Origin of the sequence: Rhodococcus daqingensis, from assembly GCF_042665615.1 — a bacterium.
GTDB lineage: Bacteria > Actinomycetota > Actinomycetes > Mycobacteriales > Mycobacteriaceae > Rhodococcus_G > Rhodococcus_G daqingensis.
This window is the reverse complement of sequence record NZ_JBHTCS010000009.1, coordinates 638036-652359: the sequence shown is the minus strand read 5'-3', so window position 1 is coordinate 652359 and position 14324 is coordinate 638036. Positions and strand designations below refer to the sequence as shown.

Below are 14324 nucleotides of genomic sequence, written 5' to 3'. Positions count from 1 at the left end.
GGCCCGACGCCGGCTATGGCGCAACCGGGTCCCTCGGTGCTCGGGGTGGGCGAGTATCCGCGCCTCGTCCGGCTCAAGCAGTCCGGCACGATCCTGGCGTCGATGACCAGCCGCGACGCGCAGGGTTACTTCTCGCCGATCCTCGAGAGCACCGACGACGGCGCCACCTTCCATCCCATCGGCGCCATCCGCGACCCCGAGGCCAACTCGGGACTGTGCTGCAGCACCCTCTTCGAGGTCCCGCAGCAGGCCGGCCTGCTGCCCGCGGGCACGCTGCTGTGGGCGGGCACGGTGGGCCACGAGGCCGGCCGCGACCGGCGGATCGCGATCAAGGTGTGGGCGAGCTGGAACGGCGGCCGCGACTGGGTGCCGCTCGGCGTCGCGGCACGGTCCCCGAACCACGAGGGCGTCTGGGAACCCGAGTTCGTTGTCGACGCGGCGGGCACGCTGTGGCTGTACTACGCCGACGAGACCGAGATGCCACGGCATTCGCAGGTACTGAGCAGGGTGTCGTCCGTCAACGGCCTGGACTGGCTCGGTAAGCAGGTGATCCTGGCGCGCGACCCGCAGCGGGTACGCCCGGGCATGGCGGTGGTGACCCGTCTACCGGACGGGCGGTTCGCCTCGACCTACGAGATGTGCAACTTCGGCGCCGAGTACTGCAGCCCGTACGTCAAGGTCTCGCACGACGGGGTCAACTGGGGTGCGACGACCGATCCCGGGGTCAGGGTGACCACCGCGGACGGCAGCTACTTCCAGCACTCGCCTTACCTGCAGTCCGTGCCGGGCGGCCCGAACGGGACCCGGCTGGTGCTCGGCGGGCAGACGTACGTCGGCAAGAACGGGAAACCGTCCGCGAAGAACGGTCGCGTCCTGCTCGCCAACGACAACTTCGGGGCGGGCCACTGGTTCGAGATCCCGGCGCCGGTGGCGGCGCCGAGCGCGAAGAACAAGACCTGTGCGAACTACAGCTCCCCGCTGCTGCCGGTCGCGGGCGGATCCAGGGTCCTGCAGGTCGCCGTCGAGCTGCACAACGGGGTGTGCACTGCGTTGTTCGGCACCGGCCCGGTCGCACCGTGACCCAGGTCACCCGGCGCCCGCGCCCTGCCGGTCGGCAGGGGTCCGCCTGCCCAGTACCCTTGTGACCCATGTGCGGAATCGTGGGATACGTCGGCCACCGCCAGGCGCTGGACGTCGTGGTGGAGGCACTGCGCCGGATGGAGTATCGCGGCTACGACTCGGCCGGGATCGCGGTCCTCGACGGTAAGGGCAGCGTCGCGATCGAGCGGAAGGCGGGCCGGCTGGCCAACCTCGAGGCCGAGCTCGCGGAGACCGGCACCGATCGGTTCGTCGGGACGGCAGGCATGGGCCACACCCGCTGGGCGACGCACGGCAGGCCCACCGACCGGAACGCGCACCCCCACCGGGATACCGCAGGCAAGGTCGCGGTCGTGCACAACGGCATCATCGAGAACTTCGCCCCGCTGCGCGCCGAGCTCGAGAACGACGGCGTCGAGTTCGCCTCCGACACCGACTCCGAGGTGGCGGTGCACCTGGTCTCGCGGGCCTACGCCTCCGGTGACACCTCGGGCGATTTCGTGGAGAGCGCCAGGAAGGTGATCCGCCGCCTCGAGGGCGCGTTCACCCTGGTGTTCACGCACGCCGACCACCCGGACACCATCGTCGCGGCCCGCCGGTCCACCCCGCTGGTGATCGGCGTCGGCGAGGGTGAGACCTTCCTCGGATCCGACGTCGCTGCGTTCATCGAGCACACCCGCGACGCGGTCGAGCTCGGCCAGGACCAGGTCGTCGTCATCACCGCCGACGGCTACACCGTGACCGACTTCGACGGCAACGAGGACGTCCCCACGCGTCCGTTCCGGATCGACTGGGACCTCGCCGCCGCCGAGAAGGGCGGCCACGACTACTTCATGCTCAAGGAGATCCAGGAGCAGCCGGCCGCGGTGGCCGACACCCTGCTCGGGCACTTCGACAACGGGCGCATCGTGCTCGACGAGCAGCGGCTCTCCGATCAGGAGCTGCGCGACGTGGACAAGGTGTTCGTCGTGGCCTGCGGCAGCGCCTACCACTCCGGTCTGCTCGCCAAGTACGCGATCGAGCACTGGACCCGGCTGCCCGTCGAGGTGGAGCTGGCCAGCGAATTCCGTTACCGCGACCCGGTTCTCGACCGTTCGACCCTCGTCGTCGCGATCTCGCAGTCCGGCGAGACCGCGGACACCCTCGAGGCGGTGCGGCACGCCAAGGATCAAAAGGCGCGCGTGCTCGCGGTGTGCAACACCAACGGGTCCCAGATCCCGCGCGAGGCCGACGCCGTCCTCTACACCCGGGCAGGACCGGAGATCGGAGTCGCGTCCACCAAGGCGTTCCTCGCCCAGGTGACCGCGAACTATCTGGTGGGGCTGGCCCTGGCACAGGCGCGCGGCACCAAGTACCCGGACGAGGTCGCCCGGGAGTATCGCGACCTCGAGGCGATGCCGGAGCTGGTCGCCCGCGTGCTGCAGACCGTCGAACCGGTTCGGGAACTGGCCCGCGAACTGGCGCACTCGCCGACCGTGCTGTTCCTCGGCCGCCACGTCGGGTACCCGGTGGCGCTCGAGGGTGCGCTCAAGCTCAAGGAGCTCGCGTACATCCACGCCGAGGGATTCGCCGCGGGCGAGCTCAAGCACGGGCCGATCGCGCTGATCGAGGAGGGCCTTCCGGTCATCGTCGTGATGCCGTCGCCGAAGGGTCGCGCGGTGCTGCACTCGAAGCTGGTCTCCAACATCCAGGAGATCAAGGCCCGCGGTGCACGGACCGTCGTGATCGCGGAGGAGGGCGACGAGGCGGTTCGCGCGCACGCGGATCACCTCATCGAGATCCCGGCGGCGCCGAGCCTGCTGCAGCCGCTGTTGTCCACGGTGCCGCTGCAGGTGTTCGCGGCCGAGGTCGCGCAGACCCGGGGCTACGACGTGGACAAGCCCCGCAACCTCGCGAAGTCCGTCACCGTCGAATAGACGCAGTCGCGATCGGTACCCGCTGGGTACCGATCGCGCTCAGGCACGTCAGCGCACGATGACCTGGCCGCCCATGTTCGAGTGCAGGGTGCAGATGTACGTGTAGGTGCCCGGCCTGGAGAAGGTGACACTGAAGCTGCCCTCGGACATGTCCTCGCTGGCGAAGTTCCTGCCGGACGCCGTGGCCCATCCGGTCGCGGTGACGTTGTGTTCGGTGGCGCCGTCGTTGAACTCCCAGGTGACGGTGTCGCCGATCAGGACCCTGGCGGTGTGCGGCCTGAAGGCCATGTTGTTGACCTCGACGGTCTTGTCCCGCGCCTGCGCCGGACTGCCGCTTCCCGCGAGAACCGATGCGACAAGCAGTCCGGTTGCGATGGTGGCGCCGAGTGCGCGCATGGTTAACAGGGTAGCCCCGAACAGCGGCTGTGGCGATACGGTGATTCGATGCGTGACTACTTCACGGCCGATCAGGTGCGGGCCGCCGAGGCGCCGCTGCTCGCCGCGCTCCCCGAAGGCGCGTTGATGCGCCGCGCCGCGCACGGCCTGTCCGTTGTCGCGGCGGCCGAATTGCGTTCTCGCACAGGAGGCGTGGCGGGACGTCGGGTGACCTTGCTCGTCGGGTCCGGCGACAACGGCGGAGACGCGCTGTGGGCGGGTGCGATGCTGCGGCGGCGCGGGGTCGTGGTCCGGGCGGTCCTGCTCGACCCGGGCCGGGTCCACGCCGCGGGCCTGGCGGCGCTGCGTTCCGCGGGCGGGCGGATCGATTCGGGCGTCGAGGCGGATCTCGGCGACCCCGACCTGGTCCTCGACGGCATCGTGGGGATCTCGGGCCGTGGGCCCCTGCGGCCACCCGCGGCCGCACTGGTGGCCAGGGTCTCGGCGCCGATCATCGCGGTAGACCTGCCGAGCGGGGTGGACCCCGACACCGGCGTCACGGCGGGACCGGCGGTGACGGCGTCGGTCACCGTCGCCTTCGGGGCGCTCAAACCCGTACACGCCCTCGCGGCGGCGCACTGCGGCCGGGTGGAACTCGTCGACATCGGCCTCGGCCTCCCGCAGGCGTCGGTTCAGGCCATGGGCGCGCCCGAGATCGGCGCCCGCTGGCCGATGCCGGGGCCGGGCGACGACAAGTACAGCCAGGGGGTCGTCGGGGTGATCGCGGGCAGCGCGCGCTATCCCGGCGCGGGCGTGCTGTGTGCGGGGGCCGCCGTCGCCGCCACCTCCGGCATGGTGCGATATGCGGGAACCGCGGCGCCACAGGTTCTTTCGCGCTGGCCCGAGGTCGTGGCGGTGGACGGGTTCGGCGCAGCCGGCCGGGTGCAGGCGTGGGTGGTCGGCCCGGGGATGGGCGTCGATGCGGAGGCGCTGGCGGTGCTGCGTGCGGTCCTCGGCACCGACCTGCCGGTGCTGGTGGACGCCGACGCCCTGACCCTGGTGGCGGCGGATCCCCGGCTCGTCATGGGCAGGGCGGCGCCGACGCTGCTGACCCCGCATGCGGGTGAGTTCGCCCGGCTCACCGGGCGCGATCCCGCGGCGGACCGGGTGGCGATGACCCGCGCCCTGGCGGCCGAGTGGGGGATCAGCGTGCTGCTGAAGGGGCGGTGCACGGTGGTGGCCGATCCGGACGGATCGGTTCTGCTGAACGAGGCGGGTGGTTCCGCCGCCGCGACGGCGGGTGCCGGGGACGTGTTGTCCGGCGTCGTCGGGGCACTGATGTCGACCGGCCTGGTGCCGCTGACCGCCGCGGGCATGGGCGCCCGGGCGCACTCGCTGGCGGCGAATCTTGCTGCGGGGGAGGGTTCCGTCACCGCCGCGCCGATCTCCGCTGACGCGCTGTTGTCCCAGGTCAGGGCGGCGGTGAGGGTGCTTCGTGCCCAAGCGGTGCCCGAAATGTGACCTCGTTAGTGATGGAAATCATTTGGCCTCTCAGCCGTCAATGGCAGTATCTGGGATCGTGACCTCCGACTTGTCCGTATGGGACGATCTGCGCATGACTTCCGCGGTTGCGCCGTCCGCGCCGCAAGCGGAAGCGCTGATCGACCTCGATGCGATCGCCCACAACGTCCGATTGCTGTGTGAACACGCGGGTGACGCTGCCGTGATGGCCGTCGTGAAGGCCGATGCCTACAACCACGGGGCGGTGGAGGTGGCCCGCACGGCGCTCGCCGCCGGGGCGGCCGAGCTGGGCGTCACCACCGTGGACGAGGCCCTGGCACTGCGGGCCGCGGGCGTCGACGCGCCCATCCTGTCGTGGCTGCACACCCCGGACGCGGACTTCGCCGCCGCAATCGCCGCGGGGATCGAACTGAGCGTCTCCTCGCCCCGGCACCTGCGGTCTGTGGTCGCGGCCGCCCGGGAACTCGGGACCACCGCGACCGTCACGCTCAAGGTGGACACCGGCCTGGGACGCAACGGCGTCTCGCCGTTCGAGCTCGAGGACACCCTCCAGGACCTGGCCCGGGCGGAGGCCGAGGGCGCGGTGTGGCTGCGCGGGATGTTCTCCCACCTGGCGCACGCCGACCAGCCGCACCACCCGGTGATCGACACCCAGGCGGCGCGCCTCAACCAGGCCGTGGCCGACGCCGCGCGGGTGGGCCTGCGCCCGGAGATGGTGCACCTGGCGAACTCGGCCGCCGTGCTGACCCGGCCGGACCTGCGCTTCGACATGGTCCGCCCCGGAATCGCGATCTACGGACTCTCCCCGGTGCCCGAACTCGGCGGGTTCGGGCTGCGCCCCGCCATGACGCTGCGCGCGCGGGTGGCACTGGTGAAGCGGATCGCCGCGGGGGAGGGCGTGTCCTACGGGCACACCTGGGTGGCGAAGCGCGACACGACTGTCGCCCTGCTGCCGGTCGGCTACGCCGACGGCATCCCGCGCGCCCTCGGCGGACGCATCGACGTGCAGATCGGGGGCCGTCGCCACCCGCAGATCGGCCGGGTCTGCATGGACCAGGTGGTCGTCGACCTCGGACCGGACCCCGCCGGGGTGACGGAGGGCGATGTCGCGGTGCTGTTCGGCAGCGGCGACAACGGCGAACCGGTGGCACAGGACTGGGCCGACGCGCTCGAGACCATCCACTACGAAGTGGTGACCGGGGTACGGGGACGAATCGTCCGCAGCTACACAGGTGGGGGGGACCCGCGATGAGACCGTTGGGAAAGGGCCTGATCGGCGGCGCGGTCAGTGCCACCGCGCTCGGCGCGCTCGCGGGCATCACCGTCGCTCACCGGCCGTCACCGCGCCGCGGCGGGCGGCGCGACCGGTACGCCAAGGAAGACTTCCGGCTGATGAGCGCCGACCGCGCCAGCATCGTGGCGGCCGAGGACGGCACGGCGCTGGCGGTCCGTGAGGTCGGACCCGCCGACGCGCCCCTCACGGTGGTCTTCGTGCACGGTTACTGCCTGCGCATGGAGTCCTGGCATTTCCAGCGGCGCCAGCTCGAGAAGCGTTGGGGCAAGGCGGTTCGGATGGTCTTCTACGACCAGCGCGGCCACGGTCGGTCCGGGGTGCCCGCGCACGCGAGCTGTACGATCGGCCAGCTCGGTCGGGATCTCGATGTGCTCCTGCAGGCGGTCGCGCCCAGGGGGCCCGTGGTGCTGGTCGGCCACTCCATGGGCGGCATGACGATCCTCGCTCTGGCCAGGCAGGTGCCGGAGTTGTTCGGCACCAAGGTGATCGGGGTCGGTCTCATCTCCACCGCGGCCGAGGGCCTCAACAAGACCGGGCTGAGCAGGAACCTGCAGAACCCCGTGATCGACGCGTTCCGGCTCGCGGTCCGCACCTCGCCGGGCCTGGTCCAGTTCGGGCGCGGCGCCGCGCGCATGCTGATCTCCCCGATCCTGCGCGCGGCCTCGTACGGCACCGAAGTCAGCGAATCGCTGATGCGGTTCTCCGAGTGGATGCTCAACCAGACGTCGGTGACGACGATCGTGAACTTCCTCAAGTCCCTTGAGCTGCACGATGAATCGGCCGCATTGCCGGTCATCGCCGAGCTGCCGTCGTTGGTGCTCTGCGGGGATGCGGACATGATCCTGCCGTTCTCCCAGTCCGAGGCCATGGCGGCCCAGCTGCCGGAGTCCGAGCTGGTGCGCGTGGTCGGCGGCGGGCACCTGGTGCAGCTCGAGTTCCCGATCCGGGTGACGGACGCGATCGACCGACTGGTGGGCCGCTCCATCGCCGAGCAGGGCGAAGCCGAACGGACGGTTGTCGGTGGCTGACCACGAACCGCGCACGATCCACCTGCCGACCGCCGAGGACACCGAGGCGTTCGGCAGGCGCCTCGCGCTCGAACTGAGCGCGGGTGACCTGGTCGTGCTCGACGGACCCCTCGGTGCGGGCAAGACCGCCCTCTCCCGTGGGATCGCGGCCGGGCTGGGTGTGCAGGGCAGGGTCAGCTCGCCGACGTTCATCATCGCCCGCGAGCACCGGGCAGGTGGCGAGCGTCCCGGCGGCGGTGAGCCGGTGGCCATGGTGCATGTCGACGCCTACCGGCTGGGTATCGGTGCCGATCCGGGACAGACCTTCGACGAACTGGACGCCCTGGACCTGGACACGGACCTCGCGGGCGCCGTCGTGGTGGTCGAGTGGGGCGAGGGCATCGTCGAGCACCTGGCCGAGCGTCATCTGCTGGTGCGGCTGCGTCGCGAACCCGAGTCGGACGTGCGCACGGCGCAATGGGCCTGGGTTCCTTAGCGCTGGGTATCCTCGATAACCGTGCTCGTACTCGCGGTCGATACCGCCACGCCCGCCGTCACCGCCGGGGTGGTGCGCCTTGAGGGCGACACCCCCAAGACCCTGGCGTCCCGCATCACGGTCAACGCGCGCGCCCACGCCGAGGTGCTGACCCCGCACATCCTCGAATGCCTCACCGAAGCGGGCGTGGTCCCGGCGGATCTCGACGCCGTCGTGGTCGGGTGCGGACCGGGCCCCTTCACCGGCCTGCGGGTCGGCATGGCCACCGCCGCTGCGTTCGGTGACGCCCTCGGCATCCCGGTGCACGGTGTCTGCAGCCTCGACGCGATCGCTGTCGAGGCCGCGCTGGGCCGGGATCTGCTGGTGGTCACCGACGCTCGTCGTCGCGAGGTGTACTGGGCCAGGTACAGCGGGGGTGTCCGCGTGCAGGGGCCGGAGGTGAACAAGCCTGCCGATCTGGAGCCGACTCCCTCACAGGCGATCGCGGGATCGGCCGGTCACGTCGACCTGTTCGACCTCCCGGTCGAGCCGGTCGAGACGCCCTCGCCTGCCGGTCTGGTCGCGGTGGCGGCGGCCGCGCTCGGCTCCGGTGCCGAACCCGCGCCGTTGGTGCCGCTCTACCTGCGCCGCCCCGACGCGGTCGCGATCGCGGACCGGAAGAAATGACCACGCGGATCGTCGGGATGACCGCGGCCGACGCGACCCGCTGCGAGGAGCTGGAGACGGTGCTGTTCCCCGGGGACAGCCCGTGGAGTGCGGATGCCTTCCGCTCGGAGCTGGCCGGACCACACAACCGATACTTCGTCGCCCGCGACGAGGCCGACACGATGCTCGGCTACGCCGGGATCGCGTTGCTCGGCACCGGGATCGGAGCCGAGTCGGAGGTGCACACGATCGGGGTCGATCCCGTTCACCAGCGCCGGGGCCTGGGCGCGCTGCTGCTCGCCGCGCTGCTGCGGGAGGCCGACGACCACGGTGGCCCGGTGTTCCTCGAGGTGCGCACGGACAACGAACCGGCGATCGCCCTCTACCGGGGAACGGGTTTCGAGATCGTCGGAACGCGAAGGAACTACTACCAGCCCAGTGGGGCCGATGCGTACACGATGCGCAGGCCGGCCGCCCGGGCCGAGGGGCAGCGGTCATGATCGTGATGGGGATCGAGAGCTCCTGCGACGAAACGGGAGTCGGCATCGTCCGGTGGCACGAGGACGGAACCTGCGAACTCCTCGCCGACGAGGTGGCCTCCAGCGTCGACCAGCACGCCCGATACGGCGGTGTGGTGCCCGAGGTGGCCTCGCGGGCGCACCTCGAGGCCATCGTCCCGACTATGCGCCGTGCGCTCGCGCAGTCGGGGATCGCCAAGCCGGATGCGCTCGCGGTGACCATCGGACCGGGTCTGGCCGGCGCACTGCTGGTCGGGGCCGCGGCCGCGAAGGCGTACGCCGCGGCCTGGGACGTGCCGTTCTACGCGCTGAACCACCTGGGCGGTCACGTCGCGGTGGACACCCTCGAACACGGCCCCATGCCGCCGTGCGTGGCGCTGCTGGTCTCCGGTGGGCACACACACCTGCTGCACGTCGAGGATCTGGCGCGGCCGATCGTCGAACTCGGCACCACGGTGGACGACGCCGCGGGGGAGGCGTTCGACAAGGTGGCCCGACTGCTCGGACTCGGATTCCCCGGCGGCCCGGCGCTCGACGCGGCCGCGCAGGACGGCGACCCGAACGCCATCGCGTTCCCGCGTGGCATGACCGGTCCGCGCGATGCGCGCTACGACTTCTCCTTCTCCGGGCTGAAGACGGCGGTGGCCAGGTATGTCGAGTCGAAGGAGCGGGCCGGTGAGCCGCTTCCCATCCCGGACATCGCGGCCTCGTTCCAGGAGGCGGTGGCGGACGTGCTCACCATGAAGGCGGTGCGGGCGGCGACCGACGTCGGCGTCGACACACTGGTGCTGGGCGGCGGTGCCACCGCCAACTCACGCATCCGGTCTCTCGCCGAGGAGCGTTGCGCGGCCGCCGGTTTGACCCTTCGCATCCCCAAGCCGCGGTTGTGCACCGACAATGGGGTGATGATCGCCGCGTTGGGAGCGCACGTCATCGCGGGGGGTGCCGCGCCCTCGCCCCTGACGGTCGCCACGGATCCGGGTCTCTCGGTGACCGTCAGCCAGTCGCGGACGGCGAGCAATGGGCGATGACACGTTCGAGAACCTGCCGAAGGAGCAGCGGCGCAGCCTGATCCGGCGCGCCGCCATTCGCCCGCTCGCCAGCGCGGTCGCGCTGGTTGTCGTCTACTTCGTCATCCCGATGGAGAACCTGGAGTCGGCCTCCGCGATCGGCGGGCTGGTGCTGGGGCTGGTCTTCGTCAGTGCGCTCTTCGCCTGGCAGATCCGGAAGATCGTCCACGCGGAGCACCCTGGGCTGCAGGCGATCGCGGGTCTCGGACTGATGCTGCCCGGTTACCTGCTCGCGTTCGCGACGCTGTACCACCTGATGTCCCTGTCGGGCTCGGAGAACTTCAATGAGCCTCTGACGAAGATCGATTCGCTGTATTTCACGCTGGTGTGCTTCTCGACGGTGGGATTCGGCGACATCACCGCGACCACCGAGGTCGCCAGGGCCATCGTCTCGGCGCAGATCGTGGGGAACCTGTTCCTGATCGCGGTCGGTGTCCGCATCATCACGGCCGCGGTGCGGCTGGGGCAGCGTCGCAGGGGCGGCGAGACGAGCGGGGAGATCACGCCCTGACGGGGTCGGTGAGCGCCAGCAAGGTGAGCCCGGTCGGCTCCTGGATCAGGTCGTCGACGGTGACCCCGTCGAGCGAGTCGTAGAACGCGATCTGGGCGCGGCGCAGGGCGCCGCGCAGTCGGCAGCCGCTGCGCAGCGGACACGGATGGTCACCCTCACAGGTGACGACCTCGTCGTCGCCTTCCAGCGCACGGGCGAGCCGGCCCACCGAGGTGACGCGACCGGCATCGGTGATCGTGAGCCCGCCGCCCCGACCGCGGCGGGCTTCGACCATACCGAGTTCACGCAGTCGCGCGACGACCTTGGCCGTGTGCGTGTACGGAATCGACATCTGATCCGCCACCTGACTTGTGGTCAGGCCACCGCCTCCGGGAGAGGCGGCCAGGCGCATCACCACGCGCAGCCCAAGGTCCGTGAAACGTGTCAGCTGCACGGTCCGACCGTATAATACTTGCATCTGAGATTCAACAAAACGATCACGCCCTCGGCGAGGCCAGCAGCAGCAGCTCGGTGTTGTGATCGGCGGACCCGCCCACCGACTTCGGGTCGGCGTGGATGTCGTTGAACGACAACTCCCGGTACAGCGAGGCCAGTCCCTGCTGGGAGAAGTCCCCGTGCCGGACCTCATAGGGGCTGTCCGCCTCGAGCAGCGTCGTCAGCAACGAGAGCGTGCCATCGGTGTTGTCGACCACCTCGATCACCCGTGCGTGCTGTGGGAAGTCGATGTGCGACGCGGTGTTGATCTCCCAGAAGCCCTGCACCGCGGTGGCGCCCGGGTGCGCCGTGATCTTGTTCTCGTGGGTGTGCCCGTTCACCCAGGCGAGCACGTTCGGGAATCGGTGCAGCAGGTGGAGCAGCTCGTCGCCGCTGTGCCTGCGCTCGGCGGGGTTCTCGGGGTCGGGAATCAGGTTGGTCATCGTGTCACTGGTGTGGTGACTGAACAGCAGGAAGTAGGTGTCCTCGCGCGACTGCGTGACCGGGCGCCCGCCCGCGTCGAAGAAGCGGCTGCTGCCCGCCTGCAGGGTCTGCTCGATCCAGCGGAACTGGGCGTCGCCGAGGGAGCCCTCGACGAACCCGGCGCGGTTGGTGGAGTCCATGCTGATGCCGACCACGCCCGGCGCGATCTCGAACGAGTAGTAGCCGATACCGGTCTCGCCCGCATCGGGGGCGAAGCCGTGCCCGACCGGTCCGGGTCCGGTGTTCCTCGGGTCGAGGTGGGCTGCGATGTACTGCCGCGGTGTGAACGGCGCCCGGTCGGAGTCGGGTGTGACGATGCGCGGCGGGGTGGTGACCGCCGCGAGCAGGGCCGGGATCGCGGATGGATCCGAGCTGGCGGCGCTACCGATCGCGCGGGCCTGCTCCGAGTCCGGCACCTCGATCTTGATCGACCCGGTGTACATGGCCTCGAGCGGTGGGATGCCGCTCGGGACGGTGCCCTCGACCGAATCGTCGTGGTTGCCGAACACGCTGAACCACGGGGTGCGCAGGCCGGGGCTGGTGACCGGGGTGAGGGTCGCCGCGCCGAGCAGTCCCGGCATCTCGGGGAAGCCGGCCTTCTTGTACATGTCGCGGATCGGTGATTCGGGGTTCCAGTACAGGTCCGCGCCGGAGTTCTGCACGCCCTCGTAGCGGTCCGCGGCACCGGTGTTCGGGATGAACGTCCCGCCGTTGAGCGCGGTCAGAAACCAGCCCAGCTCGGCGTGTTCCTTGTTGTCGGTGTTGTCGCCGGTCGTGACCACCGCATCGAAGGCGCGGCGGGTGTGCGGCCCTCCGGGCAGCGAGTTGATCCGGGACACGAGCGAGACCAGGCCCTGGGTGGTGAGGGTCTCGTGCGGGCGGAAGGCCGAGCCCGTGAACGGGTGCACGTACTCGAATCGCATGGGCGACTGGGCGTCGAGCACGTGCAGGTCGGTCAACTGCACCAGCGAGGCGAGGGCGGTCCTGCGCTCCTCGCGGCCCGAACGCGCCTGCGCGAGCTCGCCGCGCACGATCATCGGCCACCCGGGTCCGGCGGTGAGGGTCCGGTATCCGGACCCGCCGACGGGGGTCGCGACGGCCTCGAGGGTGGTACCCGCAAAGGATGCGGGCAGGGGATCGGCCGCCGCGTACCAGGTACCCCACGGTGCCCGTCCGAATGCGCCGACCCCGAGGGTTCCGGCGGCTCCGAGCCCGGCCAGTCCGATGAATGCGCGCCTGCTGATGTTTGCCACGGCGACGACTCTAGGTCACCAGACCGTCACCTCTGCCGGGTACGGCGCGGATGTCGGACAGTCGTCCATCCCGGCGCCGGCCGCGCGATCAGCTCGACGCGAGGCGCAGGGCGAGCGCCACGACGGCGACCGCCGCGTACGCGAGTGGAACGGGGAGGTTCTTCGCGTCGTGTGCTCGAAGGTGGAAGGCGACGGCCCCGGCGAAATAGCAGATCACCCCGGTCGCGGCGGCGACTCCGAGCGGGGCCCACGCCAGCCCCAGGATCAGGCCGGCTGCGCCGGCGAGGAGGATCGCCGCCAGCGTGTTCAGCCGGTTCTCGGGTACGCCGACCCGGGCATAGCTCTGAACCACCCGGTCCCGGTGGCTCAGCTTCCGGATGGCCGCGAACCCGAGGAGGGCGGCCAACAGAACGGATACGACGACGGTGGCGACGAACATGATGAGCTCCGGTCCTTCAGCCCCCCAATCTAAACAATTGTACAATTTGAACCGAGGCCCACAAGGGCGCGAGGGAGGGTGGGCGACCGTGTCCCAGCGCAGCAATCGTTCGAACCTGATCGAGGGCACGCTCCGGTGTCTGGAACGGCTACCGCCCGAGCGGATCACCGCCCGCGTCATCGCGGAGGAGTCCGGGGCGAACCTCGCGTCGATCACCTACCACTTCGGGTCCAAGGACGAACTGGTGACGGCGGCGGTGATCGAGGGGCTCGATCGTTGGCTCGCCGAGCTCGCGCGCGGCCTGGGCGAGCTGCCCACGGAGTTGCCTGCCTTGCGATTCGGCCACGCCGCGCAGGCGGTCGAGGCCAGCAGGCGACAACACACCGGACTGGCCAAGAACTTCGTCGGTGCGCTCGCGAAGGCGCAGCACGATCCGGGGATCAGGAGGTTGCTCGCGACCGGTTTCCGCCGTTCGCGCCCGGCGGTCGCGTCCCTGCTCGGGCTCGGCGACGACCAGGCGGGCGAGGATGCCGCCGGATTGGCGCTCGCCCTCTTCGACGGCCTGCTGTTCCAGGAGTTGCTCGACCCAGGCCTCGCCGTCAGTGGCGACCGGATGACGCGCGCGCAGATCCGACTGCGCCGGGTCCTGGCTGCGCGTGTGGAGTAGTCGCCGGCCGGAAGTCTGCCTTGCACCCGCCGACCTTGAGCGCTGGCACTCGCATGTATAGAGTGCTAGATGGCGCTGACCGAGTCTCGGCACCCGCGACGACGGGACTCGAGTGAGATGCCGCAAGCGTACGAACAAACCATCACGTCCTGGGACCAGCCCTGGACGCACAAACCCCTGAAAGTGGAGGGCTCATCGTGGCGAGCGTGAACATCAAGCCGCTCGAGGACAAGATCCTCGTCCAGGCCAACGAGGCCGAGACGACGACTGCCTCAGGCCTGGTCATCCCCGACACGGCCAAGGAGAAGCCCCAGGAGGGCACCGTCGTCGCCGTCGGCGAAGGTCGCGTGACCGACAAGGGCAACCGCATCCCGGTCGACGTCAAGGAAGGCGACACCGTCATCTACAGCAAGTACGGCGGAACCGAGATCAAGTACGCCGGCCAGGAGTACCTGATCCTCTCGGCACGTGACGTGCTGGCTGTCATCTCCAAGTAAGCCACTTGCGATCCGCCCCGGCGTCCCGTCCATCGGACCCGGGGCGGATCGCGTTGCGGA

General features: G+C 70.4%; 16 protein-coding genes. 12 read left to right on the top strand and 4 right to left on the bottom strand.

Translation table 11 applies throughout. The annotated features are described in order from the left end of the window. Positions 1–45: 45 nt before the first annotated feature. Positions 46–1080: a sialidase family protein gene (locus ACFQS9_RS07620; protein ID WP_378403083.1), complete on the top strand. Its 1035-nt coding sequence runs from the start codon at positions 46–48 to the stop codon at positions 1078–1080. Positions 1081–1148: 68 nt separating this feature from the next. Continuing rightward, the gene (gene glmS, locus ACFQS9_RS07615) at positions 1149–3014 is read left to right on the top strand and encodes a glutamine--fructose-6-phosphate transaminase (isomerizing) (protein WP_378403081.1); all 1866 of its coding nucleotides are present in this window, start codon (positions 1149–1151) and stop codon (positions 3012–3014) included. A gap of 48 nt (positions 3015–3062) precedes the next feature. Here glmS and ACFQS9_RS07610 read toward each other — a convergent pair whose 3' ends face one another. Continuing rightward, a complete protein-coding gene (locus ACFQS9_RS07610; RefSeq protein WP_378403079.1) occupies positions 3063–3410 on the bottom strand; it encodes a cupredoxin domain-containing protein in 348 nt (115 codons plus the stop codon). 48 nt (positions 3411–3458) lie between these two features. Between ACFQS9_RS07610 and ACFQS9_RS07605 the strand changes: the two genes are divergently transcribed. The 8 genes from ACFQS9_RS07605 (at position 3459) to ACFQS9_RS07570 (ending at position 10451) form a co-directional block, all read left to right on the top strand. Then, positions 3459–4910, top strand: coding sequence for an NAD(P)H-hydrate dehydratase (locus ACFQS9_RS07605; RefSeq protein WP_378403077.1), 1452 nt, complete (start codon positions 3459–3461; stop codon positions 4908–4910). 94 nt (positions 4911–5004) lie between these two features. After that, on the top strand, positions 5005–6162 hold the full coding sequence (alr, locus tag ACFQS9_RS07600) for an alanine racemase (protein WP_378403075.1): 1158 nt from the start codon (positions 5005–5007) through the stop codon (positions 6160–6162). Beyond that, positions 6159–7232, top strand: a complete 1074-nt coding sequence (locus ACFQS9_RS07595; protein ID WP_378403073.1) for an alpha/beta fold hydrolase — start codon at positions 6159–6161, stop codon at positions 7230–7232. The genes alr and ACFQS9_RS07595 overlap by 4 nt, the downstream gene beginning before the upstream one ends. After that, a complete protein-coding gene (gene tsaE, locus ACFQS9_RS07590; protein ID WP_378403067.1) occupies positions 7225–7707 on the top strand; it encodes a tRNA (adenosine(37)-N6)-threonylcarbamoyltransferase complex ATPase subunit type 1 TsaE in 483 nt (160 codons plus the stop codon). The genes ACFQS9_RS07595 and tsaE overlap by 8 nt, the downstream gene beginning before the upstream one ends. Before the next feature lie 21 nt (positions 7708–7728). Next, positions 7729–8373, top strand: coding sequence for a tRNA (adenosine(37)-N6)-threonylcarbamoyltransferase complex dimerization subunit type 1 TsaB (tsaB, locus tag ACFQS9_RS07585; RefSeq protein ID WP_378403065.1), 645 nt, complete (start codon positions 7729–7731; stop codon positions 8371–8373). Beyond that, positions 8370–8852, top strand: a complete 483-nt coding sequence (gene rimI, locus ACFQS9_RS07580) for a ribosomal protein S18-alanine N-acetyltransferase (protein WP_378403063.1) — start codon at positions 8370–8372, stop codon at positions 8850–8852. The genes tsaB and rimI overlap by 4 nt, the downstream gene beginning before the upstream one ends. Then, positions 8849–9901 (top strand): tRNA (adenosine(37)-N6)-threonylcarbamoyltransferase complex transferase subunit TsaD, encoded by a 1053-nt coding sequence (gene tsaD, locus ACFQS9_RS07575; protein WP_378403061.1) that lies wholly within the window; start codon positions 8849–8851, stop codon positions 9899–9901. The genes rimI and tsaD overlap by 4 nt, the downstream gene beginning before the upstream one ends. Then, on the top strand, positions 9891–10451 hold the full coding sequence (locus ACFQS9_RS07570; protein ID WP_378403059.1) for a potassium channel family protein: 561 nt from the start codon (positions 9891–9893) through the stop codon (positions 10449–10451). The genes tsaD and ACFQS9_RS07570 overlap by 11 nt, the downstream gene beginning before the upstream one ends. On the opposite strand, the gene ACFQS9_RS07565 is transcribed toward ACFQS9_RS07570, so the two are convergent. From ACFQS9_RS07565 to ACFQS9_RS07555, 3 genes are all read right to left on the bottom strand, one after another. Beyond that, entirely contained in the window at positions 10441–10884 is a 444-nt protein-coding gene (locus ACFQS9_RS07565) for an RrF2 family transcriptional regulator (RefSeq protein WP_378403057.1), read from the bottom strand. The genes ACFQS9_RS07570 and ACFQS9_RS07565 overlap by 11 nt on opposite strands. A 43-nt stretch (positions 10885–10927) precedes the next feature. Further along, entirely contained in the window at positions 10928–12661 is a 1734-nt protein-coding gene (locus ACFQS9_RS07560) for a TIGR03767 family metallophosphoesterase (protein ID WP_378403055.1), read from the bottom strand. An 88-nt stretch (positions 12662–12749) separates the two neighbouring features. Continuing rightward, positions 12750–13100 (bottom strand): DoxX family protein, encoded by a 351-nt coding sequence (locus ACFQS9_RS07555; RefSeq protein WP_378403053.1) that lies wholly within the window; start codon positions 13098–13100, stop codon positions 12750–12752. Between the two features lie 88 nt (positions 13101–13188). On the opposite strand from ACFQS9_RS07555, the gene ACFQS9_RS07550 reads away from it, so the two are divergent. Further along, positions 13189–13767, top strand: a complete 579-nt coding sequence (locus ACFQS9_RS07550) for a TetR/AcrR family transcriptional regulator (RefSeq protein ID WP_378403051.1) — start codon at positions 13189–13191, stop codon at positions 13765–13767. A gap of 197 nt (positions 13768–13964) precedes the next feature. Continuing rightward, the gene (gene groES, locus ACFQS9_RS07545; RefSeq protein ID WP_027501788.1) at positions 13965–14264 is read left to right on the top strand and encodes a co-chaperone GroES; all 300 of its coding nucleotides are present in this window, start codon (positions 13965–13967) and stop codon (positions 14262–14264) included. Positions 14265–14324 lie beyond the last annotated feature (60 nt).

Bases quoted from the DNA above. Each gene is read 5' to 3' on its own strand.
- glmS (WP_378403081.1), top strand. From the start codon at position 1,149: ATGTGCGGAATCGTGGGATACGTCGGCCACCGCCAGGCGCTGGACGTC.
- ACFQS9_RS07610 (WP_378403079.1), bottom strand. From the start codon at position 3,410: ATGCGCGCACTCGGCGCCACCATCGCAACCGGACTGCTTGTCGCATCG.
- ACFQS9_RS07605 (WP_378403077.1), top strand. From the start codon at position 3,459: ATGCGTGACTACTTCACGGCCGATCAGGTGCGGGCCGCCGAGGCGCCG.
- alr (WP_378403075.1), top strand. From the start codon at position 5,005: ATGACTTCCGCGGTTGCGCCGTCCGCGCCGCAAGCGGAAGCGCTGATC.
- ACFQS9_RS07595 (WP_378403073.1), top strand. From the start codon at position 6,159: ATGAGACCGTTGGGAAAGGGCCTGATCGGCGGCGCGGTCAGTGCCACC.
- rimI (WP_378403063.1), top strand. From the start codon at position 8,370: ATGACCACGCGGATCGTCGGGATGACCGCGGCCGACGCGACCCGCTGC.
- tsaD (WP_378403061.1), top strand. From the start codon at position 8,849: ATGATCGTGATGGGGATCGAGAGCTCCTGCGACGAAACGGGAGTCGGC.
- ACFQS9_RS07570 (WP_378403059.1), top strand. From the start codon at position 9,891: ATGGGCGATGACACGTTCGAGAACCTGCCGAAGGAGCAGCGGCGCAGC.
- ACFQS9_RS07555 (WP_378403053.1), bottom strand. From the start codon at position 13,100: ATGTTCGTCGCCACCGTCGTCGTATCCGTTCTGTTGGCCGCCCTCCTC.